The following is a 23,414-nucleotide window of genomic DNA, read 5'->3' as shown; positions in this document are numbered from 1 at the left end:
TACCTAGAAGAGCCTACCGGAAACGCACGATACCATTGCCAGTAAGAACAAGGTAACCATCAGACCGTTTGCCAAGCCGCTACCCAAGTAGCGTGCAGCGTTTTTCCACCATATGGAGCGCCTGCCTACAACCCCACGAGAAAATACGAGGTACAGGCCAATAAACAGAGGAATTGAGAAGGTAAAACTAAAGCCTAACAACGTTCTGGCGATAACACCATACGCAAAAAACGGCAGCGTAACGCCCACAAGCCTAAAACCAAACGCTTGCAAGGGATCCAAGCGCTCACTTGGCACACCAACCCTGCAAACAAAATCACCAGCAGAAGAGCCATTAGTGCCAGCGTTTCCCTTACCAGCCAAACGGATAATATCGCCATCGTGTGAGTTAGCAGGAATGTCTATCACGATCTCACTGGCCGTTAAAACACGACCCGAGCCATCACAGTGCTCACATGGATCTGCTACTACCTTACCAGTGCCTTCGCATTCAGGGCAGACCATGTTGATCTCACCAAAACCCAGCACACCTGTAAGGTCAACACTAATATGACCACTACCATTACAGGTAGGACAAACCTGAGCGTGATCCGTGTGCACTGATCCCTTACCCGCACACACATCACAGCTCACAAAGTGGTTATAGGTTACGCCACGACGAGTGCCTTTTTTGGCAGTTTCTGCATCAAAATCTATCTGATACACCACATCGGCACCTGCTTTAGGATTGTAGGCACGCGCCCGCGTCCTTGTTGTGGAGCTACCCCCTCCAAAGGGAGAAGAGCCAAAGGGAGTCCCCCAGCCACCAAAAGGCCACGAGCCAAAATCTACATCACCAGAGGTCGAAGAGCTCCAATTACCTGCAGAGGCAAAGGGGTTGCCTGAACGCATGGCATCATAGCGCTTACGCTTGGTCTCATCGGAAAGCACAGCATATGCCTCAGACAGTTCTTTAAACTTCTCTTCCGCATCGGGCGCTTTATTGACATCGGGATGTAGCTTACGAGCCTTTTGCTGGAATGTCTTACGGATCTCATCCACCGTTGCATGAGGCGAGACACCCAAAATCTCGTAATAGTCTTTCTCATTCATGGAAGCCAAGGCTCAGTCCTATCCACAGGGTCTGCAGTGACCTACAATACTATAATTCATACGTGCGAGATTATATCCATCCTACGCGCATCTTAAGCATGCTATGGCACAGTACCAACAATAAACGCGCAAGCTTAGGTTCTTACACGCGTTTTTACGTCTATGTTGACAGAGAAGAGCAGCAATGTCCCACGGATCTCTTACCGCAAACACCCCAACGGATAAAACGGTTACGTTTTATTATGTGCGCCACGGGAAAACAGAGTTTAACCGTGACCACATTATTCAGGGTGGCTCTGTTGATTCTGCGCTGGTAGATGAGTACAAATACCTCATTCACAATACGGCCGACGCCCTCAAAAACATACGGTTTAACGCCTGCTGGTGCTCTCCCCTTAAGCGCGCCCAGGACACAGCTCGCTTGGTGCTGCGCGACCAAAACGTACCACTTCAGCTCACGGAAGACCTGCGTGAATTTGACTTTGGCTCCCTTGACGGTACGCCCTATGAAGAGCATCGCTTTGCTTTTCTCAGCAGCTACCTTATGCAAGACTTTTCTCGCTTTGGTGGAGAAACCGCCGCTCAGGTCCGCGCACGAATCCTGCGTGTCTTTAAGCACATGTACCACGAAGCGTGTGATGGGGATAAGATTCTTGTGGTTGCTCACGGTGCCTTAGTGCGCTATCTGGTATGGGAGTTTATGGAAGGCAGCTACCTTACCCGCGCATGGGAAAGCCGCACGGTCAAAACGTCTAATGCAGCTGTGGGGCTTATTCAGGCTCACAACGATAGCTTCACGCTGCTTACCACGCCCTTGTGTGCCGAGAAGTTCAAAGAGATGTTCCCTCGCTACCTGCGCTAATGCCACCCCTCGGTGCCATCCAGCCGCAAGGATGCAACATGCCCCTGCGCTAAGTCCCACAACAGACCATACAGCTCATTACCCAACAGCCAACCTTGTTGCGTTGGCATCCAGTGCATGGGTGCACGCTGGTTAAGCAACCCCAGCTCCTGCGCTTTTTTAAGCGCCGCATCCAGCTCTGATTGTCCTATTGCCGTACAAGCACGTCTGTACAGTGCAGGGGCAATGCCATACTTGGTGCGCGCTGCTAACATCAAATCTTCTGCCGCCGCTTGGCAATCAGTGAGCAGCTCCAGCTCATACGAAAGATCAGCTAGATTTTTTGCAGCTGCTAGCTGTGTATATCCGCTTACCATGCGGTATCTAACTCGTGAAATATCCTCATCAAGCTGCGGAAAGTTCCCAACAAGAGCACAAAACTTCTCGTAAGCCTGACTGGATAGCAAAGCAGAGCCCGAAGTTCCTAGAGCAAGGTAGGGCAAACCAGACCAATACGCCAAATTGTGCCTACACTGCTTCCCATCCCGCGCATAACTAGCTACTTCATAGCGAGAAAACCCCTGCTGCTGCAGCATATCTTGAGCACACTGCATCATATGTGCCTGGAGATCATCATCGGGCCACTCCAGCAATCCTTTCTGGCACTGTTTCCAAAACGGGGTACCTTCTTCAATCATGAGCGGATAGATGCTTAGGTGATCAACCCCGCAGTCCATAAGCTGTTCAAGAGAATACTCCCAACTCTCGCAGCTTTGCAGAGGAATACCACACATAAGATCTGCGGATACATCAAGACCAGCCTTGCAAGCATATCCAAGGGCTTGGAGCGCAGTATAGGAACTGTGAATCCTTCCAAGTGCACGGAGCTCTTGGTCTACTAAAGACTGCACGCCCAAAGAAATACGGGTGACCCCACAAGCAGCCAAGCTACACGCTAAATCCTGGGAAAATGATTCCGGATTAGCCTCACAGCTCACTTCTACAGGAGTACAGAGCTGACGAATTGCTCGTACAAGACTAGGAAGCTGTTCGCCTAAAATCGAAGGGGTTCCACCACCAATGTAGACGGTTTGAATAGCACTCAACAACCCTACCGAGGCACAATGGTGAAGTGCTGCAAGCAAGCTATCAACGTAGTCTTTCATGCTGGCAGAGCCGCGATCCACAGCCCATGTTGCAAAGTCACAATACTTACAGCGCTGTGCGCAAAAGGGAACATGTAGATACAACGCGTACGGCAGCTCTTGAGAATGATCCTGAGCAAAGCCATACGGCAAAGACATGTCTGTGCTGGTAAGCATATCCTTAGCTCACGCCGTCATGTGCTGCATGCACTGCGTGTACAGCAAGCTCATCTTTCACCTGAGCTATGAGCTCGTAGTATTCCTGAGCACTGTTACAGCTCACCGCTTTTTGTCGCCAGGCAGCTGCCTGTGGAATGCCCCGTAGGTACCAACCGGCAAGGCTTCGTGCACGAGCGAGATGCGCGCCCGTTGCAACCAATAAACGAACATACAGCTCAAAGGCATTGAGGCGCTGAATAATGTCATGCTTGGCAGCTGGCTTGCCCTGCAGCAGCTGGGCAGCATCATGGAACAGCCACGGATTACCATAGCTGCCTCGCGCCACATACGCTCCCAAACAGGGTGTTTGCGCAACCATCAAGGCAGCAGCTTCGGGCGTTAACACATCTCCTGATCCAATAACAGGAGTAGACACCGCATTTGCAACCGCACATACCTGATCCAAGCTCGACTGGCCACGATAGAGCTGTGAAGCACTGCGCCCATGCACCGCAAGCGCAGAAACTCCCGCAGCTTCTAATCTTTTTGCAAACTCTGGCCCCACAATATGCTCGGGTACACGAGCTATACGAATTTTTGCCGTAACGGGAACATTGGTATGTTGCACCACGCTCGCAATGATATCTGCGGCGCGCTGTGGATCATCCAGCAACGCCGAACCTTCGCCCTTACGCGTCACTTTGGGCACCGGGCACGCCATATTGACATCAAGAGCGCTTAAACGCTTGCCGAGCCGCTCCGTCACCGCCTGTGCGGCTTCAGCAAACTGTTCTGGTTTGCTGCCAAATAACTGCACCACAAGGTCAGGCTCGGCATCATGGGGGATCGCAAGCTCCCAGGTTTTCTCGCCACCGTAATGCAGACCAGCAACGGAAACCATCTCACTGACAGCCCAAGCCGCACCTCCCGCACGGGCCATAATGCGATATGCCGCATCGGATACACCGGCCATAGGCGCCATCAAAAACGGATTATGAGCCAGACGCTGGGCAAAGGAGGTCTCACGTGGAGCAGGAAGTATCTCTGACGATAAGCCCGCGGGAGGTCCGTAGGTTTTAAGCAGTTCAGCTACAGACATGCTCATTTATGCGTCGTCCACCTTAAGCACCGCTAGGAAGGCCTGCTGAGGAACCTCAACCGAACCAATCTGCTTCATGCGCTTCTTGCCCTCTTTTTGTTTCTCTAACAACTTGCGCTTACGCGAAATATCGCCACCGTAGCACTTGGCAAGAACGTCTTTGCGCATGGCTTTCACCGTTGAACGGCTAATGATTTTATTGCCCAGCGCGCCTTGGATGGGAACTTCAAATTGCTGACGAGGGATAATTTCTTTGAGCTTGTCACACAAGGCACGTCCCATATCATAAGCTTTATCCTTGTGCACTATGAAGGACAAGGCATCAACAACCTCGCCAGCAAGCAGGATGTCCAGCTTAACCAGGTCAGATGCCTGATAGTCTCCGAATTCATAGTCGAGAGAGGCATAGCCCTTGGTGCGGCTTTTAAGCTGATCAAAGAAGTCCAAAATAAGCTCTGCAAGGGGAATATCAAAGTGCATTTCCACGCTTTTCTCGCTTAGATACACCATGTCTTGCATAGTGCCACGATGCTCTACCGCCAGCTGCATGACTGCACCCATGTAATCAGGCGGAACAATAACCTTGGCCTTAAGATAGGGCTCGTCAATATGATCAATACGCGTGGGTTCGGGGAGATCCTGGGGGCTGGTAATAGAAATCTGCTCCCCATCCGTCAGAAATACGTGATAGCTTACCGAAGGCGAGGTGGCAATCAAAGACAGATCAAACTCACGTTCCAGGCGCTCCTTTACCACTTCCATGTGAAGAAGGCCCAAAAAGCCAACACGAAAACCGAAGCCCAGCGCTACCGATGTTTCCGGAGTCCAGGTAAGAGAGGGGTCATTGACCTTGAGTTTCTCAAGAGCATCCCGCAGATTTTCATACTGTTTGTTATCTATGGGGAACAAGCCCGTATAGACCATAGGCTTAGCCTCGTGGTAGCCAGGGCACGCCTGTGCACAAGGGTTGTCCGCTAAGGTGATGGTATCGCCGGTCTTGACCAGACTTGGATCTTTAAGACCGGTCACCACAAAACCAACCTCACCCACGCCAAGCTGAGGCAAGCTCACCTCAACAGGGCGCTTACAGCCCACGCCATCACAGATAAAGTTCTCCCCTACAGCTATAAGTTTAAGCTTCTGACCAGCTTTCATGGCACCATCAAAGATGCGCACCGTGGCGACTACGCCGCGATACTCATCAAAATAGGAATCTAAAATGAGCGCCTTAAGCGGAGCATGGGGATCACCAGAAGGAGGAGAAACAAGATACACAATGCTCTCGAGAAGGTCTTGGATGCCCTCGCCCGTCTTGCCGGAAACACACACGGCATCCTCTGCGGGGATGGCCAATTCCTCCTCTATTTCTTCCTTAACCTCCTGAGGACGTGCGCTGGGAAGATCAATCTTGTTGATAGCAGGCACAATGTCCAAATTAGCATTCATGGCAAGAGTGGCATTAGAGACGGTTTGTGCCTCTACACCCTGTGTTGCATCAACAACCAAAATGGCACCTTCACAGGCAGCAAGCGAGCGAGACACTTCATAGGTAAAGTCAACATGGCCTGGCGTATCAATAAGATTAAACTGGTACTTTTGGCCATCGCGCGCCTCATACACCACGCGTACCGCGTTGGACTTGATGGTAATGCCACGCTCACGTTCAATATCCATGGAGTCCAGCAACTGCTGTTCCATATCACGCTCTTCAACCGTATGGGTAAGCTCCAAAATACGGTCAGAAATCGTTGATTTACCGTGATCGATGTGTGCCACAACGGAGAAGTTGCGGATATGTAAGGTATCAAATGTAGTCATAGTAGAGATAATAGCGTATACCACCCCATTCATGCTATACTTCCTTGTTGACCTCACCGTGTCTCAACGTCAGAGGCCTCACAGAGATTATTTTTGAAAGGAAACACACGTGGCAAACATTAAGTCTCAGAAGAAGCGCATCAAAACTGCCGAGAAAGCTCGCATTCGCAACAAGGCAGTTCGTTCCGAGCTCAAGACTGCTGTAAAGAACGTTCGTCTTGCCGTAGAGGCAAATGACGTTGCAACAGCAACGCAGGCAGCTCAACATGCAGGTAAGCTCCTTGATAAGGCAGCTTCCAAGGGTATCATCCACAAGAATCAGGCAGCCAAGCGTAAGAGCGGCGTTGCTAAGCTTGTAAATACCATTGCATAACTAAGCGCTTTTCTTAGTAATCTTTGTGTGTAAGACCCCGCGTGCTGGCGGGGTCTTTTTTAGCTTTTGCGTTATTTTCCACAAACAGCAGCAATAAATTGGATAAACGCCGTATCTTTTTCACTTGAATTTTTAAGCGTCCACTCAAGCTCTTTACTTTTTTTAAGAAGCTCCTCAAGCTCAGCTGGAGCAAAGTTACGAGCAAAACTGGGATATTTTTTGACTTGCCAGTCTTGCTTACCCAGCTCATGAGCCATATTTGCTATATTGCCACGCGCTTGTAATGCCTTTACACAAATGAGTTCACGCAAGCGAGTGGTAATAAACATTTGAAGTGCCACGTATCCATTGGCCTTCATCACACAAAACAGATCCATAGCCTGGGCAAAATCCCTGTTACAAAGCACGTCCAAAAAATCCCAGAGACTCACTTCTGCAATCTGTGCCACATGCGCATCTATATCTGCCAGCTGAATAGTTGCCCCTGCTCCAAAGCGTTCAGCCAAAGAAGTAAGTTGATTATCCAGCATGATGGTTGATTCGCCCACTTTAAAAATGAGCTTTTGTGCGGTTGCTGTATCAAGATATATGCCATGCACCTGAGCCATATGTACCACATCGGTGGCAAGGGCAAATTTTTTCTTGGCACCGCAATCAATAACTGCCGAAGAACCAATCTGAGCGACAGCCTTATAGAGACGGGTTGACTTAGCTAAACTGTGAGCGATAAGCACCAAAATGCTGGAAGGATTGGGATTGTTCAAATACCGTACCAAAGCTTCTGATACCTCTTTGGGAAGCTTATCGGCTTCCCATACAATAACCAACCTTCGGCTATCTCCAAAAGGAAGCACCTGTAACGAGTTTATCAGGACTTCTTCTTCCAAGCCGGAGGCGCTAGCATGCTCTTCCAAGTTAAAATCTACAAACTCAGGAGTAAGGTATTGCTTAAGACGAGCAACTGAACGCTGCTGTTTAAGCTCATCGGCACCTACCAATAAGTAAGCAGCAAGCAAATCCTCTTTGTTCATCTTAGCCATCACTACCTCCTTTGCGTGTTCCCATAATAGCAAAGCCTCCCCTCTTATCCGGACGCAGCTCAAGGTCTCCGTAATCCTTAGTACACAAAACCTGTGAGCCAGCCTGTTCCAACGCATCCACACAGGCTTGCGTAGGATGCCCATACTTGTTATGTGCACCAACACTAATAAGGCTATAGCTGGGCGCAAGGACTTGTGCTTGCTCTTGTGTAAGGCTTTCCTGCGATCCATGATGGCCCACTTTAAGCACATCAATCTTTCCCACATCGTGCGCCTGCATCACAGCTTTAAGCTCGTCTTTCTCGGCATCTCCCGTGAGCAAAAACGTCACAGACGTCTGCGCAGATGAGCCATCTTGATAGCTGCACAGCAACATAACGGAATCTGCATTGTGCGTTCCATCAGAAGGCTTACGTGGCCACACACAGCGTACAGAAAAACGACCGATTTGAATCACAGAGCCATAGACAAGTTCCTGCGCATCAATACCGGTCATCGTCTGAATAGCACGCCCAAGCTCTGAAGAGATGGACTGCTTTGTACCCTGTGCCACCAGCACCTGCTGAGCATGAAACGTATGTGCCAGATCTTCCACACCACCAGCATGATCATCGTGTAGATGAGTGAGAAGTACTCCATCCAGATGCACAACCTGTTTATGTCCAAGTGCCTTTACAATAGCTCCTTTGGGACCAGTATCCACCAAAAAGGCGTACGGCCCATCTTGAAGCACGATTGCATCGCCCTGTCCCACATCAAGCACCACCATACGCGGCGGCGCAAAATAGCGCACGCGTACAAACCACAGCACAAGTAAAACGGTAAGCAAACACGCAATCCGGCGGATAACACAAGCAGACAAACGTGGCCAAACAAGTGCCACAAAAACAAGCAGAACTCCTATAGCAATGCTCATCAACCAGCCCAAATCCAATTCAATACAGGCCAGCGGCAGCTGAGAAAACCTTCCAGACAGCTCTAAGATGAGCGTTCCTATTACATCCAATGCTGTAAGAAGTGCGCTTCCAACAAGCGGTATGAATAAAAAGGGAGCGGCGCTGCATCCAAACAAAATAAAGAATACAAAGATCGGCCCAAGTACACAGTTAGACAAGGGTCCTACCAAAGGCAAGCGTCCAAATACCTGTGAGGTGAGCGGAAAGGTGCATATCATCGCCACACAACAGGTTATCGCAGATGAACGGAGTGACTTTTGAAGCGGTTGTATAAGCCGCACAGCCCGATGTACTACTGGAGAAGAAGGAAGAGGCAGCTGAGGCGTTAGCAGCTTTGCTACATAGCTGCCGTAGGAGCTAAACAAACACAGTCCTATAACAGAGCTTAGGGATAGCAAGAACCCCACATCCATCCCCAAAAAGGGATCGACTATCAGCATGCCTATACCACACAAACAGCTGCTTGAAAGCGCATACGAACGTCTCCCAAACAAAACCGACGTTTGTCCTACTATCGACATAAGCCAGGCGCGTATAGCAGAGGCGGGACAGCCACACAGCACGACAAAGGCACCGGCTACACATGCGACAATTCCAAAGCGCAATGCAGGTTTAAACCGTGTTCTAGCCACAAATACCGACAAGATACTTGCCACTATGGACAGGTGTGCGCCAGATACCGCAACCATGTGAGCCAGCCCACAACTAGCCAAACTTTGAGAAATTCCAAACTGTGAGAGTCCTGTTTTGTATCCGCATATACATCCCGCTAAGAGCGCTCGTGAGGGACTGAGAAGTGGATCAATGCGACATAAGAGCTTTTCTCGGCAGGCCAGCACAAACCCTTGTACTCCTGGCAGATGAGTCGTTTGTTTGATTTGTAAAACCGTTACGGTGCCGCAAATACCTCGCGCGGCATTTTGTTGTCCCTGCAAATCATCTGAGTTTTCTTTATAGCGCCCAACAATCCGAATAAGCTCTCCGTACTGCAGGGACTCTTTACTAGAAAGCCATACCTGTGCACGTAGATAAGGTGCTTGCTTGTTGGAAGCGCTATACCGGCATTGCGCACGTGCTTTCCAGCCAAAGCGCGTCTGCGTGCTGTCGCTCACGAGCTCATATTCACAAGCAGAAACAGAGACGTCTTGCAGCAGTTGTGCCGTCTCAAGAACCTGCTGTTGTTGTATGCAGACACTCAGAACACTCGCAAGCACCATGCTTACACACAACAGCGTATAGCGTTTGCTTTTTGCTCTTTGCCAACACAAAGCAGCCGTACTTATGACAGCTATCATAAGCACGCATGCCACCGCAGGAAGAGAAAACCTCACCCAAAGAAGACAATTGACACTTCCCAAACAACAAGCCAGAACAAATAAGGTTTCTGGTATATACGGTTTGCTGGGAAGCACCGCATCTTTATACACGAATTTTTCCTTGCAGTTTTGCAAACTTCTTAGAGCCAATACCGGATACACGCATCAGGTCTTCTGTAGTAGTAAACACGCCATTTGTTCTGCGATCTTCAATAATGGCTTGTGCCGTCGATTTTCCTACACCAGGTAGACTCATAAGCTCTTGCTCCGTGGCTGTGTTAATGTTGATAAGCCCCTGAGCAGATCCGTTCTGGGAGCTCACACCCATGCTCGCCGAGCCATCTCCCTCTGCTACAGCAGTGGAACCCTCCACCAAAGGGGTCTCCCCTTGTTTTGGAATGTGGATTTTACTTCCGTCTTCTACCATGGCGGCCAAATTGATAGTAGAGCTATCCGCTTCTTCTGTCATGCCTCCAGCAAGATCTACCACATCTCGAATGCGCGGCTTAGCCTGTACTATGGTATAAACCCCTGGTTTTGCTACAGCGCCATCTATATGCACTACCACAGATGGTGCGGCCTCTGATGTTTGAGCCTGTGAGCTTGTTGTTGCTTGTTCAACGTTTGTATCGGCCTGTGTTGCCAACTCTTTTAGCTTGCTCTCCTCAATAGAAGGAGCAGCTTTCCCGTCTGATTGCCCAATCATAAAACCTGGCGTTCTCAAATACACCAGAGCAAATACCAAGCCTCCTACCAGCACCATAACGATAAGCCCCGCTGCCAGGCATTTGGGTTTTGTCAGATGAAAGCGTCGTTTTAAAACAGCCAATTTGCGAGCAATGGAATGTGATTGCATTTGTGCCATAGGTCCTCCTTGCTCTTAAGTATGTACATGCGGTACCGCACATCTTAGAGTCAAAAAAGAAACCTCTGTTTGAACTGTCAGGGATCTAACAAAACTCAAACAGAGGTCTTACATCACAAAAAGCACGCTTATGAGCTGCTGTTATATGCTATTCAGAACTTGACCTTGCAGGACCAAGCGTAGCGTGATACGTTCGCATGGCTTTGGGAGGTCTATAGGAGGGGCTGCCCTCAAAATCAAGGTACTCAAGCTCATCCATGAGCTTCTCGATATAGGCTTCATGATCAAACTGCTCCCACGCTGCATGTACATCCTTAAGCCGTGCGCGCGTCTCAGGACGACGAGGCATAAACAGCGTACAGCAGTCAGGAGCTGTCTGGCTAGAAATATCAAAGGTACCAATTTGCTGAGCACGTGCGATAATTTCCTGCTTATCCGTACCAATCAAAGGACGAAAAATGGGCATCTCCACCACTTCATTAACAGCGGTAATGTTTTCCAAAGTTTGGGAAGCAACCTGTCCCAAAGACTCGCCTGTAACCAGCGCCTGTGCACCCTCAATACGAGCAATACGCTCTGCAATTTGGAACATCATGCGACGGTACATGATAATGCGCAGACCCTGTGGCACCGCAAGGGAAATCTCACGCTGTACTTCTCCAAAGGGAACCACATACATACGGCCAATCATACCTGCGGCATTGAGCTTCTCGACAATATCTTGGCACAGATACTCGCTGGTATCCGCCGTCATAGGACGACCAGAAAAATGAACGGGAATAACGCTGGCTCCGCGACGCCCAACCATCCAACTTGCCACAGGAGAATCAATACCGCTGGAAAGCAGTGAAACCACCTTACCGGCTGTTCCAACAGGCAAACCACCCACACCAACCAACGAGGCAGCATACACAAATACCGCACCCTGAACGACGTTTACATAAACGGTTACATCGGGGTTATGTACATCAACTTTTTTAGAGGGATAGGCTTCGCATAAAACAGATCCAACAAGCCTATTAAGCTCCAGCGTATGGAGGTGATAGTTGGTAGCTGCACGATGAGCGTGCACTTTAAAGCTCGTAAACTCCCCTGCTTCAGCCAATGCCTGAATAGCGGCAGCACAAAACTCTTTTTCATGCTGGGCAGTCTTAAAGGCAAGAGAAGTACGTGCAACTCCTGGTACTAAAGCAATAGCCTGGGCAAGCTGTTCAATGCAAGAATCATCCGTTACCGACACCAGTATATGGCCTGAGATCCTCGAAATATCTGCCACAGGAAACGCATGCAGCGCATGATGCAGATTGGTAACCAGCTGATTTTCAAAACGAGAACGGTTTTTGCCCTTTAAACCAATCTCATGATAATGAACAAGACAAACGCGCGAGATCATATGCGAACACTAGTCAATCTGATCATATTTGCTATTTGCACCCTTGATATCCTCATCAAAGGCATCTTTTACAAAGCTTAAACTGCCCTCAGAGATCTCGGACATAGCAATGCCAATAGAATCCTTACCAGATGCAATGGTAGTAATGTCATCTATAGCCTGCACAGCCGTAACGCGGAGGTGCTGATCACGAAGCATATCATTAATATCACACGCACGCTTTGATGCGATAGAACACAGCAGGAAGGGGTTATTCTCGGTCTTATCCAGAAGATCGTTAATCTGTGGCTGAATGACGGACATTAAGCACACTCCTTATATCATTTCGTAGTGCTTGATGGTGGCATCGAGTTCTTTAACTGCCACGTCAAGCTCATCGTTTACGATGCGTACATCATAGTGTGAGGCAAGCGTAAGTTCTTTGGCGGCATTTGTCATACGAAGCCTAATAGAAGCTTCATCCTCTGTTTTCCGATCTCGCAAGCGCTTCTCGAGAACGTCAAGCGAAGGTGGCTCAATAAAAATGAGCACTGCCTTAGGATACCGCTGCTTAACGATAAGTGCGCCTTGGACATCAATTTCCAAAATGACGGACTGGCCGGACGCCAAACGCGTATCTACCTCAGATTTTGGAGTGCCATACTTGTGACCATGCACCTGCGCCCACTCCAAGAATTCACCCGCAGCAATACCAGCATTAAACTGTGCTTCGGAAAGAAAATGATAAGAAATGCCGTCTTTTTCGCCGTCACGCGGACTGCGTGTAGTTGCTGAAACCGTCAGGCCCAAGTCTTGGCGCTCTGCACGCAACTTTGCAAGCAGAGTGCCCTTACCTGCACCCGACGGTCCCGAAACGACGAAAAGTTTTGGATTCGCCGACACTTACTTAGAAAGAGCCTCAAGGAGCTGCTCGCGCTGACGAGCACCCAAACCCTTTACGCGACGAGAATCAGAGATACCAAGCTCAGCCATGACCTTAGCAGCCTTTGCCTTGCCGTAGCCAGGAAGAGACTCGATAAGAGCAGAAACCTTCAGACGGCTAGCAATGGGATCATCAGAATTAAGAACGCTATCGAGAGAAACCTCGCCATTCTTAATCTTCTCACGGAGCTCTGCACGAGCGTGACGGGCAGCAGCTGCCTTCTCGAGAGCGGCCTTACGCTGCTCTGGGGTGAGGTTAGGGAGAGCCATTTTTCCTCCAAACACAAAACATCTTATATATCGTCAATGCAAACTGCATAAAAACGTGCTCTAACACGTTAACGAAACCATAGTTTGGCAATACACAGCACTAAAATCAACCCTTGAATAGCTAAACTATGGTTTAGTACCACTCACTTTACACAACTAACAGGTATTTTTGCACATTTTAGGCAAAGAATACCTTTAATCGGCATTTTTTATCTCCTCAACGATAGCATCAAACGCCTGGACGGGATCTGCTGCTTGGGTAATAGGACGTCCAATCACAAGCATGGAAGCGCCATCTGCAAGCGCCTGGACAGGTGTTGCCACACGTCTCTGATCGCCCAGATCCGCACCAGCAGGACGAACGCCAGGCGTTACGATAAGTGCATCGGGACCCAACAACTGACGCATAGCAGATGCCTCTTGAGGTGAACACACAATACCATCCGAGCCATTGGAACAAGCAAGGCTTGCTAAACGCTGGACTTCCTCTTGCAAAGACAACTCAATTCCAATGGAGGTAAGGGACTCTTGATTCATGCTGGTAAGTACCGTAATAGCTACAAGCTTGGTGCGCTCGTCTTGCTCTTGAGCAGCTGCCTGTACACCCTCACGAGCTGCAGCAATCATAGCTGCAGCACCAAGTCCATGGATGGACAAAATGTCTGCACCAGCACGTGCAGCAGACTGTGCAGCCCCCCTGATCTGATGAGGAATGTCATGCAGTTTAAGATCGAGAAACACCTTAAGACCAGCCTCATGCATTACTTGGACAATTTCTGGCCCACAGGCATAGTATAAGGTCATGCCAATCTTAACCCACTGAGCATGGCCCCGCAGACGCTGTGCCAGCTGTATGGCTTCTTCTCGTTCGCAGTCCAATGCCACAATAATGCGCTCGGAAGCAGTTAGCATTCAAAAGCTCCAATCAGCTCGGTGATGCTCGAAACACCCTGAGATGCCGCCCAATCGCAAAGCTCAGACAAAATACGCGGTGCTGAGCTAGGATCAACAAGGTTTGCTGTACCAACAGAAACTGCACTTGCACCAGCCAAGATGAATTCGGCAGCATCTTCACCAGTAGAAATACCACCAATGCCGCACAAAGGCAGCTTACAGGCCTTGTGGGCCTCCCATACCATGCGAACAGCAATGTTATGGATTGCAGGACCAGAAATGCCTGCTGTAGGCCTAGAAAGCCTACTTTTACGCGTATGAACGTTAATGGCCATGCCAGGGATGGAATTGATCAAAGAAAGACCATCTGCACCAGCGTCTTCCAAGGCACGGGCGATCTCCCCCACAGCAACGGGCGCCATCTTAACAATCAGCGGTCGAGAAGTGCGATTACGCACTGCACGCACAACTCCCGCAGCACCCTCGGGCGTACCGCCCATGGCTGCACCACCAGCAGAAACATTAGGGCAGCTTACGTTAAGCTCTATAGCATCCGCAAACGGTGCCAACTGCTCGTACTGCTCGACAGATGCAATGTATTCTTCAATCGTATGGCCAACAGCTTGCACGATGATGCGGGTACCGCTCTTACCAAGATTGGTAAGGTATGTGCCATAGGCCTTAACAAAGCCTTCTACACCGGGGTTTTCCAAGCCAACGGAATTAATAATTGCGCTGGTAATCTCTGCGGTGCGGGGATGTGGATTGCCCTCCCAAGGCTCTGCAGAACAGCCCTTAGTGGTGATGGCTCCTAGAGTAGAAACCGGATAAAAGGCCTCAAATTGATAACCTTGTCCATAGGTTCCCGAGGCCGTATTGATAGGGTTTTTGAGAGACATGCCTGCAAACGTCACAGACATATCGACGTTGGACTGTGTAGGGTTCATTGTGTGAGTGGATTGCATTACCACACCACCTCGGTTGCATCAAAGACAGGACCTTCCGTACAGCAGCGTTTGTAGCCGCCACCAACCATAGCAACATTACATACATGACAGGCACCAAAACCACAGGTCATCATGCGCTCAAGCGAGGCTTCGCAAACAATGTTATGCTCCAGAGCCAACTGGGCAATGCCCTTCATCATGATTTGAGGACCACAGGTAAAAACGCGATCATAGCTATGAGATGCCAGTAAGTGCTTCATGCCGTCCGTGGTAAAGCCTTTAAGGCCACAGCTACCGTCATCGGTAGTAATGATCACCTGGTCAGCACCGGCTGCTCGCGCCTCATCTGCTCCCCACAGACGATCTTGGTTTTGAGCACCAATGACCACATCAAAGGTGGTAGAAGAACCTCCCAGCTCACGGGCAAGACCAATCACAGGCGTTACTCCCACGCCACCAGCTACCAATAGCACGCGTGTATCGTCATCATGGACCTGCCAGCCATTACCGGATGCGCCAACGAGGTTGGAACTATCACCAGGCTTCATGGCAGCAAGGCGCCGAGTACCCTCTCCTACCAGTGCGTATACGATTTCTACCGTACCAGTACTGGGATCTGAAGCGCTATACGAAAGCGGAATGCGGACAATGTGCGAAGGATCTCCCGGAACCGCAATGTTTACAAACTGACCAGGAATAATCTTTTGAGCAAGCAGGTCTGATTTGATGACTAGTTTCTTAAGACCCGCAGCTACCGATACATTTTCCACAACCGTAAAATCATGTAGCTGCGTGCGCGAACGTGCTCTCATAAACGCAACTCCTTCCTTATAAAAACCGTCTCCCTAGCAAAATACTACGCTAGGAAGACGGCATAGGCACGCGTTTATGCAACGTCACCGTTGACAACTACCTGTTTTCCTGCAACAAACACATCACTTGCAAAGCCCGTGAGTTCATCGCCCAAAAACGCTGAGTTCTTGGATTTGGACTCAAAGTATTCTTTGGTGATCACGCGAGTCTGTGAAGGATCGATAAGCGTGAGATCTGCCACGCTGCCCTCGGCAATACTTACAGGAGCCAGACGCAAAATCTTACGCGGGTTGATAGCCATCACCTCTACCAGCTGAGACCAGCTCATCTTGCCAGGAAGTACCAGCTTGGTAAGCATGAGGGGCAAGGAAGTCTCCAAACCAATCATGCCAAAGAACGCAATCTCCCACTCGCAGTCCTTCTCGTGAGCTGCATGGGGCGCATGGTCGGTAACCACGCAATCAATGGAGCCGTCGAGAAGCCCTTCGCGCAGGGCCTGGGCATCAGAAGCAAGACGCAGCGGTGGATTCATTTTGAGATTGGTATCGTAGGTATCCGTAATGTCGTCCTCACACAAGAACAGATGATGCGGGGTAACCTCACAGGTTACCGGCAGACCTTCTGCCTTTGCAGCGCGGACAAGATCCAAACCCTTTTTGGTGGAGATATGAGCAATATGCAAGGGGCAACCAGTAAGACGACACAGCTCAATATCGCGATAAATCTCAAGCTCTTCGCCCAAGGCGGGCCAGCCAAACATGCCCAAACGGGTAGAGGTAAAGCCCTCGTTAATGACACCGTGGGACGATAATGACTCATCTTCACAGTGCGCGATGGCCACACGATCAAACTGGGAGACATACTCCATGCAGGTGCGCATCATACCGGCAGACTGAACACCATGTCCATCATCAGAGAAGCCGCAAGCGCCCTCCATGACCATGTCGCCAATCTCTGCAAGCGCCTCGCCCTTCTCGCCACGGGTAAGTGCGCCCAAAGGACGTACATGCGCATAGCCCGCCTCACGAGCACGGTCAATCTGATAGCGGATCTCGGCACCGGAATCCGTGATGGGGTCTGTATTGGGCATGGTTGCTACATCGGTAAACCCGCCGTGAACCGCCGCGCGCGAACCCGTCTCTATGGTCTCCTTGTATTCAAAGCCAGGATCACGGAAGTGCACATGCATGTCTACCAAACCGGGAACCAAATACTTCCCTGTGGCATCAATGACCTGGGCATCTTGTGGAGCGGTAAGGTTTTGACCCACTTGGGCAATCTTGTCATCTTCAATTAAAACATCGCAGATCTCATCCAGCGAAACTGAGGGATCTACTACGTGAGCAGCTTTAAGCAGAAACGCCATTGTTTTCTCCTCCCAAAAGCAGGTACATCTCGGCCATGCGCGTAAGAACACCAGCATTTACCTGGTCCAAAATCCTCGAACGAGCACAGTCTGCAACTTCTGTATTGATTTCCATACCGCGATTCATGGGGCCAGGGTGGCACACAATGGCATCGCGCTTCATGCGCTTCTCGCGCGCCTCGTCCAATCCATACAGACGGTTATACTCACGGCGAGAAGGAATTGCAGCACCCTCCATGCGTTCAAGCTGCACGCGCAGCATGTACACGACATCCATATCCTCAAGTACCTCGTCCAGACTGGAGGTCTGAGGGCAACCAAACCACTGCGGATCATCCACCTGGAAGGTTGGAGGTGCTACCAGCGTAACCTCTGCGCCCATGGTTTTGAGCGCAGGCGCAAGCGAACCGCATACACGGCTGTGCTTGAGGTCACCCACGATGGCAACCTTCAGGCCATCGAGATGGCCAAAGTTTTTGCGAATGGTGTACAGGTCAAGCATGGCCTGTGTGGGATGCTGGTGCTTACCATCGCCTGCGTTGATAACAACCGCATCGGTATTCTCGGAAATCTTTTGAGGGGTGCCAGCCAAGCGAGCGCGACAAATAAACATGTCTACGTTCATGGCGTCGATAGTCTGAATGGTGTCCGCTAGGCTTTCACCTTTTACGACAGAGCTGGTAGAACCACCCATGTTTAAGGCGTCAGCACTCAGGCGTTTCTCGGCCAGCTCAAACGAACTGCGCGTACGCGTAGAGGGCTCAAGAAACAAATTGACGATGGTACGACCACGAAGCGCAGGAACTTTTTTGATAGCACGGCTGTTTACCTGCTCAAACGAAGCAGCGGTATCAAGGATTTGTGTAATATCATCGGCAGTCAAGCTGTTGGTGTCGATTAAATTCTTGACAGAAAGCATCTTGGCAAGCACCTCCTAGTTTTGTTTGGATGGAATATCCCAAATGCCAACAGAATCCTCGTCATCAAATGGGGTAATTTGCACACGCACGTCTTCCTCATGAGAAGAAGGTACGTTTTTGCCAACATAATCAGCGCGAATAGGAAGCTCGCGATGGCCGCGGTCCACCATAACCGCCAGCTGAACGGTACTGGGTCGACCCAGATCCATAAGCGCATCAAGCGCGGAGCGAACCGTACGTCCGGTGTAAAGTACGTCGTCTACCAAAACGACATCGATATCATCTACGCCAAAGGAAATATTGGTTGCATGAAGCACTGGTGCAATGGTTCGCGTAACATCATCGCGATAAAAGCTAATGTCCAACGAACCGGTTTGAGGACGCACTCCCTCAATTTTTTCAATCTGGTCCGCCAGCCGATCAGCCAAAAAGACACCACGCCGCACAATACCTACGAGCGCGAGATGAGCGGCGCCTTCATTGCGCTCCACAATCTCATGAGCAATACGGATGATGGCGCGGTTCATGGCAGCCTCGTCCATAAGAACTGCCTTAGCCTTCTGCTCCATATGACCCCTTTCAAAAAAAGATGTCCCTGCCACCATGTGACACGAGACATCTGAAAAGGCATATGAATCTATGGAACGCCTTGTGGGTATCTCGTACCACACTTAAAGGTCTGAGAGCACTATACCATAGCCCTTAGGTTTAGCTATGAACTTTTGCTCGTCCACGAAGAATTCTTTTCACAATTCCCTTGGCACCGCGCTTTACCACCAAATAGTACAGTTTAAGCAGCTTACGCCGGGTGGGCGACAAGGGCTTGTTCTCATAGCAAGCAAGTAACACTTTCTTTGAGGGCCGCCTGATCTGGGCACTTTTAATCTGTGAGCGCTCAAAGGTATCTTGCAGCTGCTTATGTGCTGCTTGCCATACCGTAAGAAAACCTTGGGTATCAAGCATGAGCGCATCGAGAAGGTAAAACTCTATCAGCCACTCGAGCTGATAGTTTATATAGCGCTGTAAAATGCCCATACGCTGCCATGAGTCAAAAATGATTTGCTGCAGTTTAATGTGTTCCAACAACATATCTGTTCTATCTTGCAACATAGTATTAAGCAGCGAAGCGGTGTGCACAATGCGGTATTCATACAATTTGTCAGAAATAAGCCTTGTTTTGTTTGAGCGTGGAAAGAGCTCAAAGGCAAAGATCTGATCTTCTCCATAACGGACCGTCTCATTAAACAAGATATGCTGCTCGTGCAAGAATGCTTTTTTGCAGACAAGACGCCATGAAAACGGTTTGACTGCCTCAGTAAAAATAAGCTCTGGCGTACAGGTCTCATAGGTAATGGTGCGCGGAGACAACACCTCTTCCAGCCATGCATATGACTCGCTCAAAGGCAGCGCTTCCCCACCAAAGACCAGCACATCGGCATGGGTGGCATCCAATTCTTGTACTATGCGCTCACAGGTTTGTGGCTTAAAGCGATCGTCCGCATCTAAAAAGCATACGTAAGGTGCGTGAGCTGCCAAGATCCCGGCATTACGAGCACTTGAAAGACCACCGTTGGGTTTATCGATAAGGGTAAAGCGTGGATCACGGGCAGCATATGTTTGGGCAATGTCATAAGAATTATCGGGTGAACCGTCGTTGACACAGATAACCTCAATGTCAGTAAACGTTTGGGCAAGCAAGGAATCGAGGCACTGCTCTAAATACGCTTGCACGTTATACATAGGCACTATGACGCTTAGCTTTGCCATACGACACTCATCTCATGAGTTTTTTGCCCGCCACAAAGAACAAGAGCAGCGGACCACCAAGGGCATATAAATGCTTGCAGGTATTCCAGACACCAGGCTTGGGTTCCCCATTGCGCCAGGCAGACACAAAGCGTTTGGGGTTATACAAAAGCGTGTTTAGTTCTGCCGTACGAACCAAACCCAAGCTCTGCTCATCAAACTTTTGCTGATCAAAATCTGCTTGCAAATCTGCACGCATAGTTGGGAAAAACTCTTTGCGCAGCTCAGGCGACAGGCGACTATAGTTCCATAGATAGGTATTGAGCTTCATCCGAGCCAACACCTGGTTAAGCTGCGGCTCTAACTCAGCTTGGCTCGCGAGCCAGCTTTGCATCTCTGCATACTCATCGCAAACGCAAAACACCTTGCCAGCTGCGTTAACGGAAGAGGCCTCATTGTCTTGTCGATACCAAACAACCTCATCGGCAATAAAGCTTACTCGTGTTGCCGAAGCAAAGACCTTAAAACTAAAGGAAGCATCTTGATAGGAAGCACCCGGAGTTTCTAAAAAGCGAATGTGTTTCTCGTCCAAAAAGGCACGGCTATACAGAGCGCTCCAGATGGAGGGCTTTTGATAAAACACTTCCTGTGCCTCTTGAGCAGGACAAAGCACCTTTTGAGCAAAGGTCCCCACCACATCAAAGGGCTCCGTACGCTTTTGGGGTACGGACCAATACAGCATAAAATTTGCTTTTGCAAGCTGCGCCTTATTGGTGCTTATTGCTCGATACAGCAGCTCAAGCGCCTGCGGGATAAACAGATCATCCGATTCCAAAATTGCAATATAGCTACCCTGCGCGGCATTAAGACCTTGGTTCATGGATGCACCGTATCCAGAATTGGGCTTATCGATAAGCTTAAAACGAGCATCCATATCCACATAGCGCTGGATAAGCGTGCGTGACCCATCGGTAGAGCCATCGTTGATGCAAAGCACCTCAAAATTGTCCAAGGTTTGGGCACGTAAGGAGTCCAGGCATTCCTCAAGATAGCGTTCCACATTATAGATGGGCACTAATACCGAGATAAGTGGAGCTGTTTGATTGGAAGAGGCCATGGCAATCCTTTGTTTGAGTGTTCCCATTGTAACAGCAGCTATATACGGCTGACTAGCTGGTGTGGGTAAGGCCCCATACCACGCGCTTCATGCTGCTTACCACCCCACGTTTTCGCAGATAAAACATCGTAAGGTGACACTTTGACACCATACCCGCATCGGATGCAATATCAACAAGACAGGCTTTTGCAGCGTGAAAAAGCTTGTGGGAGCTTAAGAGGTCTTGCAAAGAGAAGGCATCGAGCACTTCGGCGCGCCACTGGCTCCAAAATGATGTTTGCGCGCAAACTGGTAATTTAGAAACGTCTAATAACAGCAGATCCAAGCACCACTCAATGAGTTTCTCGTCACAGATGCCTAAAAACCCAGCAGCTGTCCAATCCTGAATAATGGCATGCTCACACGCCAGATGCTTGGAAAGCTTATTGAGGCGAGCATCTACATCAGAGCCAATGGTATGGGTTATGGAGTGATCATTCATGCGATACAGGTACAGCTGATCACTCATAAGCACCGTTTTTGTTGAACGAGGATACACGGCAAAGCAAAAGTATTGATCATCGCCTAAGGTAAGCTCAGGATGAAAATGAATGTTGTGCTCACGCGCAAAGCTCGCGCGCAAGGCAATCCGCGCTCCAAAGGGACGCGCCTTCTCCTCAAACAGCAGCTGCTCCACGCCGTGCTTGCTCTGGGCGATAATTGCGTCACGCGGGTGCAGCTGACCAGCCATGGAAGGGTGCAGGGCACGCGCAGGAAATACCTCAAAACCAAAGACCACAACGCTGCACTTGGTGTTAGCAAACTGCTTATATACCTGCTCACAAGACTGGGGTTTAAGCATGTCATCCGCATCGCAAAACATAAGTATTTGGCCGCGCGCAGCAGCAAGTCCGGCATTACGAGTTTGGCCAGGACCCCTATGTTGCTGGTGCAGTACGACAATACGCCTATCCTGAGCAGCAGCTTTTTCGAGAAGCTGACCGGTGGCATCCGTAGAGTTATTATCGATACAAATAATTTCGATGTTGTGCAAGGTTTGCGCACATAAAGAACTCAGACAGTCCTCTAAAAACTCCTGTGCGTTATAAGCGGGAACGATAAGAGAGACTAAAGGTTGCTCGGGTTGCGCGGGTTGCTCAGCACGATCAGGGCATGCAAGATGCTCGGAACGCCTGGGGTGCTCGGGATGCTCGGAATATTCGGCAGAAGGCAAAACGGAAGAACAGCTGGTCATTATCGCGTCTTTCGTTCTTTAATCGCAGAGAAAAGCGCTGCGGGACCACCCAATTCCAAAGCAAATGCCGCTTTAGATACTGCTGACTTTCCATGCAAGCGTTGACGAATAGTAAGATAGCCCTTGGGATCGAGCATGATTTTGCGCAAATTAAGGGTGCGCCACTCATCTAAATGAGTCCAGTCAATCCTGCCTGCATCATCCATAAGAGAAAACTCTTTACTCATGAAACAAATGAACTCCTCACGAAACTCAGGAGCAATGCGATCTACATTCCACAAGTATGCGTTATAGCGGCTGATCAACGCAGCCCTTTGGAGGTTTTTCTCAAACGACTGATTGTTGCGGTGGGCCAGCCAACGATCAATCTCATCATATTCTTGGCACACGGCATATACTTTGCCGCGGGAACGCACAGAAGAGCCCTCATTATCCTGACGATAATGAATGATGGGGGTATCTAAAAAGACCGTTTTTTGAGAAGCAGCATAGGTCTTAAAAGCAAGGGATGTATCTTGGTAGGAAGCACCAGCTGTCTCTAAGAACCGGATGTTTTGATCAAAAAGCATCTGGCGACGATACACGCCATCCCAAATGGCATGCTGCGCTAAGAAAGGTCGTACATCTGCACGGTAGTCCTTGGGACGACCTATCAAATCTGCAGCATAGGGATGCTGTAGCTCATCCCTATTTTCCAGCGACCAATAATACGAATAGGTTCCGCGAACAACATCCGCATCATAGCGCACCGCTGCATCCATAAGCACACGCAACGCGCCTGAATACATCAGGTCGTCTGATTCAAGAAATCCAATATAGTCACCGCGCGCCTTATCAATACCCAGATTTAAAGTGGCGCCGTAACCGGAGTTCTCCTTATTGATAAGTGAAACATGCTCGTAGGCAGCCGAAAATTCCTCTGCGATACGCGCAGAACCATCGGTAGACCCATCATTGAGCAAGATGATTTCAAAGTCCTGATAGTCTTGGGCCATAAGCGATGTCAAGCACTGTCGCAGGTACTTCTCGACATTAAAAATGGGAACCAAAATACTCAGGCTCGGGTTTTCTGAAGAGACCGTAGGCATC

Annotated in this window: 23 protein-coding genes; 2 read left to right on the top strand and 21 right to left on the bottom strand. The window is 49.6% G+C overall.

Features of this window, described 5'->3' with window-relative positions:
* Nucleotides 1-3 precede the first annotated feature (3 nt).
* Nucleotides 4-1,092 carry a DnaJ domain-containing protein gene (locus HMPREF1091_RS04210; protein ID WP_002563592.1) on the bottom strand — a complete coding sequence of 363 codons (1,089 nt, stop codon included), beginning with the start codon at nucleotides 1,090-1,092 and terminating at the stop codon, nucleotides 4-6.
* Between the two features lie 184 nt (nucleotides 1,093-1,276).
* Between HMPREF1091_RS04210 and HMPREF1091_RS08045 the strand changes: the two genes are divergently transcribed.
* Nucleotides 1,277-1,954 carry a histidine phosphatase family protein gene (locus HMPREF1091_RS08045; RefSeq protein WP_002563591.1) on the top strand — a complete coding sequence of 226 codons (678 nt, stop codon included), beginning with the start codon at nucleotides 1,277-1,279 and terminating at the stop codon, nucleotides 1,952-1,954.
* Here the strand turns inward: HMPREF1091_RS08045 and hemW are convergent.
* Genes hemW through lepA form a run of 3 tightly spaced genes read right to left on the bottom strand, consistent with a single transcriptional unit; the run spans nucleotide 1,951 to nucleotide 6,154 of the window.
* Nucleotides 1,951-3,255, bottom strand: coding sequence for a radical SAM family heme chaperone HemW (hemW, locus tag HMPREF1091_RS04200; protein WP_002563590.1), 1,305 nt, complete (start codon nucleotides 3,253-3,255; stop codon nucleotides 1,951-1,953). The two genes, HMPREF1091_RS08045 and hemW, sit on opposite strands and share 4 nt — an antisense overlap.
* A gap of 4 nt (nucleotides 3,256-3,259) precedes the next feature.
* Nucleotides 3,260-4,342 (bottom strand): tRNA dihydrouridine synthase, encoded by a 1,083-nt coding sequence (locus HMPREF1091_RS04195; protein ID WP_002563589.1) that lies wholly within the window; start codon nucleotides 4,340-4,342, stop codon nucleotides 3,260-3,262.
* Nucleotides 4,343-6,154, bottom strand: a complete 1,812-nt coding sequence (gene lepA / locus HMPREF1091_RS04190) for a translation elongation factor 4 (RefSeq protein ID WP_035424750.1) — start codon at nucleotides 6,152-6,154, stop codon at nucleotides 4,343-4,345. It lies immediately after the preceding gene.
* A 109-nt stretch (nucleotides 6,155-6,263) separates the two neighbouring features.
* Between lepA and rpsT the strand changes: the two genes are divergently transcribed.
* On the top strand, nucleotides 6,264-6,527 hold the full coding sequence (gene rpsT / locus HMPREF1091_RS04185) for a 30S ribosomal protein S20 (RefSeq protein WP_002563587.1): 264 nt from the start codon (nucleotides 6,264-6,266) through the stop codon (nucleotides 6,525-6,527).
* Between the two features lie 71 nt (nucleotides 6,528-6,598).
* Here rpsT and holA read toward each other — a convergent pair whose 3' ends face one another.
* From holA to HMPREF1091_RS04100, 17 genes are all read right to left on the bottom strand, one after another.
* The gene (gene holA, locus HMPREF1091_RS04180; protein ID WP_002563586.1) at nucleotides 6,599-7,567 is read right to left on the bottom strand and encodes a DNA polymerase III subunit delta; all 969 of its coding nucleotides are present in this window, start codon (nucleotides 7,565-7,567) and stop codon (nucleotides 6,599-6,601) included.
* The gene (locus HMPREF1091_RS04175) at nucleotides 7,560-9,740 is read right to left on the bottom strand and encodes a ComEC/Rec2 family competence protein (protein WP_196792751.1); all 2,181 of its coding nucleotides are present in this window, start codon (nucleotides 9,738-9,740) and stop codon (nucleotides 7,560-7,562) included. The genes holA and HMPREF1091_RS04175 overlap by 8 nt, the downstream gene beginning before the upstream one ends.
* 202 nt (nucleotides 9,741-9,942) lie before the next feature.
* Complete coding sequence (locus HMPREF1091_RS04170) at nucleotides 9,943-10,704, bottom strand: ComEA family DNA-binding protein (RefSeq protein ID WP_002563584.1); 762 nt, start codon at nucleotides 10,702-10,704, stop codon at nucleotides 9,943-9,945.
* Nucleotides 10,705-10,852: 148 nt separating this feature from the next.
* Nucleotides 10,853-12,097, bottom strand: coding sequence for a tRNA uracil 4-sulfurtransferase ThiI (gene thiI, locus HMPREF1091_RS04165; protein WP_002563583.1), 1,245 nt, complete (start codon nucleotides 12,095-12,097; stop codon nucleotides 10,853-10,855).
* A 9-nt stretch (nucleotides 12,098-12,106) separates the two neighbouring features.
* Nucleotides 12,107-12,400: a DNA-directed RNA polymerase subunit omega gene (locus tag HMPREF1091_RS04160; RefSeq protein ID WP_002563582.1), complete on the bottom strand. Its 294-nt coding sequence runs from the start codon at nucleotides 12,398-12,400 to the stop codon at nucleotides 12,107-12,109.
* Nucleotides 12,401-12,412: 12 nt separating this feature from the next.
* A complete protein-coding gene (gene gmk / locus HMPREF1091_RS04155) occupies nucleotides 12,413-12,979 on the bottom strand; it encodes a guanylate kinase (protein ID WP_002563581.1) in 567 nt (188 codons plus the stop codon).
* Entirely contained in the window at nucleotides 12,980-13,288 is a 309-nt protein-coding gene (mihF, locus tag HMPREF1091_RS04150) for an integration host factor, actinobacterial type (RefSeq protein ID WP_002563580.1), read from the bottom strand.
* A gap of 195 nt (nucleotides 13,289-13,483) precedes the next feature.
* A complete protein-coding gene (gene pyrF, locus HMPREF1091_RS04145) occupies nucleotides 13,484-14,200 on the bottom strand; it encodes an orotidine-5'-phosphate decarboxylase (RefSeq protein ID WP_002563579.1) in 717 nt (238 codons plus the stop codon).
* On the bottom strand, nucleotides 14,194-15,147 hold the full coding sequence (locus HMPREF1091_RS04140) for a dihydroorotate dehydrogenase (RefSeq protein ID WP_002563578.1): 954 nt from the start codon (nucleotides 15,145-15,147) through the stop codon (nucleotides 14,194-14,196). The genes pyrF and HMPREF1091_RS04140 overlap by 7 nt, the downstream gene beginning before the upstream one ends.
* Nucleotides 15,147-15,941, bottom strand: a complete 795-nt coding sequence (locus tag HMPREF1091_RS04135; protein ID WP_002563577.1) for a dihydroorotate dehydrogenase electron transfer subunit — start codon at nucleotides 15,939-15,941, stop codon at nucleotides 15,147-15,149. The genes HMPREF1091_RS04140 and HMPREF1091_RS04135 overlap by 1 nt, the downstream gene beginning before the upstream one ends.
* 74 nt (nucleotides 15,942-16,015) lie before the next feature.
* Nucleotides 16,016-17,308 carry a dihydroorotase gene (locus tag HMPREF1091_RS04130; protein ID WP_002563576.1) on the bottom strand — a complete coding sequence of 431 codons (1,293 nt, stop codon included), beginning with the start codon at nucleotides 17,306-17,308 and terminating at the stop codon, nucleotides 16,016-16,018.
* On the bottom strand, nucleotides 17,292-18,227 hold the full coding sequence (locus HMPREF1091_RS04125; protein ID WP_002563575.1) for an aspartate carbamoyltransferase catalytic subunit: 936 nt from the start codon (nucleotides 18,225-18,227) through the stop codon (nucleotides 17,292-17,294). Before HMPREF1091_RS04125 ends, HMPREF1091_RS04130 begins: the two co-directional genes overlap by 17 nt.
* A gap of 15 nt (nucleotides 18,228-18,242) precedes the next feature.
* The gene (pyrR, locus tag HMPREF1091_RS04120) at nucleotides 18,243-18,797 is read right to left on the bottom strand and encodes a bifunctional pyr operon transcriptional regulator/uracil phosphoribosyltransferase PyrR (protein ID WP_002563574.1); all 555 of its coding nucleotides are present in this window, start codon (nucleotides 18,795-18,797) and stop codon (nucleotides 18,243-18,245) included.
* Nucleotides 18,798-18,936: 139 nt separating this feature from the next.
* Nucleotides 18,937-19,995: a glycosyltransferase family 2 protein gene (locus HMPREF1091_RS04115; RefSeq protein WP_002563573.1), complete on the bottom strand. Its 1,059-nt coding sequence runs from the start codon at nucleotides 19,993-19,995 to the stop codon at nucleotides 18,937-18,939.
* A 7-nt stretch (nucleotides 19,996-20,002) separates the two neighbouring features.
* Nucleotides 20,003-21,091, bottom strand: a complete 1,089-nt coding sequence (locus tag HMPREF1091_RS08040; protein WP_002563572.1) for a glycosyltransferase family 2 protein — start codon at nucleotides 21,089-21,091, stop codon at nucleotides 20,003-20,005.
* 52 nt (nucleotides 21,092-21,143) lie between these two features.
* Entirely contained in the window at nucleotides 21,144-22,325 is a 1,182-nt protein-coding gene (locus HMPREF1091_RS08035) for a glycosyltransferase family 2 protein (RefSeq protein WP_002563571.1), read from the bottom strand.
* Nucleotides 22,325-23,413 carry a glycosyltransferase gene (locus tag HMPREF1091_RS04100; RefSeq protein WP_002563570.1) on the bottom strand — a complete coding sequence of 363 codons (1,089 nt, stop codon included), beginning with the start codon at nucleotides 23,411-23,413 and terminating at the stop codon, nucleotides 22,325-22,327. The genes HMPREF1091_RS08035 and HMPREF1091_RS04100 overlap by 1 nt, the downstream gene beginning before the upstream one ends.
* Between the last annotated feature and the right edge of the window lies 1 nt (nucleotide 23,414).

The sequence above is a fragment of the Atopobium minutum 10063974 genome, from assembly GCF_000364325.1.
GTDB lineage: Bacteria > Actinomycetota > Coriobacteriia > Coriobacteriales > Atopobiaceae > Atopobium > Atopobium minutum.
Note: the sequence above shows the minus strand (reverse complement) of the source record. Positions and strands in the feature narration are given on the sequence as shown.

Coding starts and splice junctions, on each gene's coding strand:
- HMPREF1091_RS04210 (WP_002563592.1), bottom strand. CDS start 1,092: ATGAATGAGAAAGACTATTACGAGATTTTGGGTGTCTCGCCTCATGCA.
- HMPREF1091_RS08045 (WP_002563591.1), top strand. CDS start 1,277: ATGTCCCACGGATCTCTTACCGCAAACACCCCAACGGATAAAACGGTT.
- hemW (WP_002563590.1), bottom strand. CDS start 3,255: ATGCTTACCAGCACAGACATGTCTTTGCCGTATGGCTTTGCTCAGGAT.
- HMPREF1091_RS04195 (WP_002563589.1), bottom strand. CDS start 4,342: ATGAGCATGTCTGTAGCTGAACTGCTTAAAACCTACGGACCTCCCGCG.
- lepA (WP_035424750.1), bottom strand. CDS start 6,154: ATGACTACATTTGATACCTTACATATCCGCAACTTCTCCGTTGTGGCA.
- holA (WP_002563586.1), bottom strand. CDS start 7,567: ATGGCTAAGATGAACAAAGAGGATTTGCTTGCTGCTTACTTATTGGTA.
- HMPREF1091_RS04175 (WP_196792751.1), bottom strand. CDS start 9,740: ATGGTGCTTGCGAGTGTTCTGAGTGTCTGCATACAACAACAGCAGGTT.
- HMPREF1091_RS04170 (WP_002563584.1), bottom strand. CDS start 10,704: ATGGCACAAATGCAATCACATTCCATTGCTCGCAAATTGGCTGTTTTA.
- thiI (WP_002563583.1), bottom strand. CDS start 12,097: ATGATCTCGCGCGTTTGTCTTGTTCATTATCATGAGATTGGTTTAAAG.
- HMPREF1091_RS04160 (WP_002563582.1), bottom strand. CDS start 12,400: ATGTCCGTCATTCAGCCACAGATTAACGATCTTCTGGATAAGACCGAG.
- mihF (WP_002563580.1), bottom strand. CDS start 13,288: ATGGCTCTCCCTAACCTCACCCCAGAGCAGCGTAAGGCCGCTCTCGAG.
- pyrF (WP_002563579.1), bottom strand. CDS start 14,200: ATGCTAACTGCTTCCGAGCGCATTATTGTGGCATTGGACTGCGAACGA.
- HMPREF1091_RS04140 (WP_002563578.1), bottom strand. CDS start 15,147: ATGCAATCCACTCACACAATGAACCCTACACAGTCCAACGTCGATATG.
- HMPREF1091_RS04135 (WP_002563577.1), bottom strand. CDS start 15,941: ATGAGAGCACGTTCGCGCACGCAGCTACATGATTTTACGGTTGTGGAA.
- HMPREF1091_RS04130 (WP_002563576.1), bottom strand. CDS start 17,308: ATGGCGTTTCTGCTTAAAGCTGCTCACGTAGTAGATCCCTCAGTTTCG.
- HMPREF1091_RS04125 (WP_002563575.1), bottom strand. CDS start 18,227: ATGCTTTCTGTCAAGAATTTAATCGACACCAACAGCTTGACTGCCGAT.
- pyrR (WP_002563574.1), bottom strand. CDS start 18,797: ATGGAGCAGAAGGCTAAGGCAGTTCTTATGGACGAGGCTGCCATGAAC.
- HMPREF1091_RS04115 (WP_002563573.1), bottom strand. CDS start 19,995: ATGGCAAAGCTAAGCGTCATAGTGCCTATGTATAACGTGCAAGCGTAT.
- HMPREF1091_RS08040 (WP_002563572.1), bottom strand. CDS start 21,091: ATGGCCTCTTCCAATCAAACAGCTCCACTTATCTCGGTATTAGTGCCC.
- HMPREF1091_RS08035 (WP_002563571.1), bottom strand. CDS start 22,325: ATGACCAGCTGTTCTTCCGTTTTGCCTTCTGCCGAATATTCCGAGCAT.
- HMPREF1091_RS04100 (WP_002563570.1), bottom strand. CDS start 23,413: ATGCCTACGGTCTCTTCAGAAAACCCGAGCCTGAGTATTTTGGTTCCC.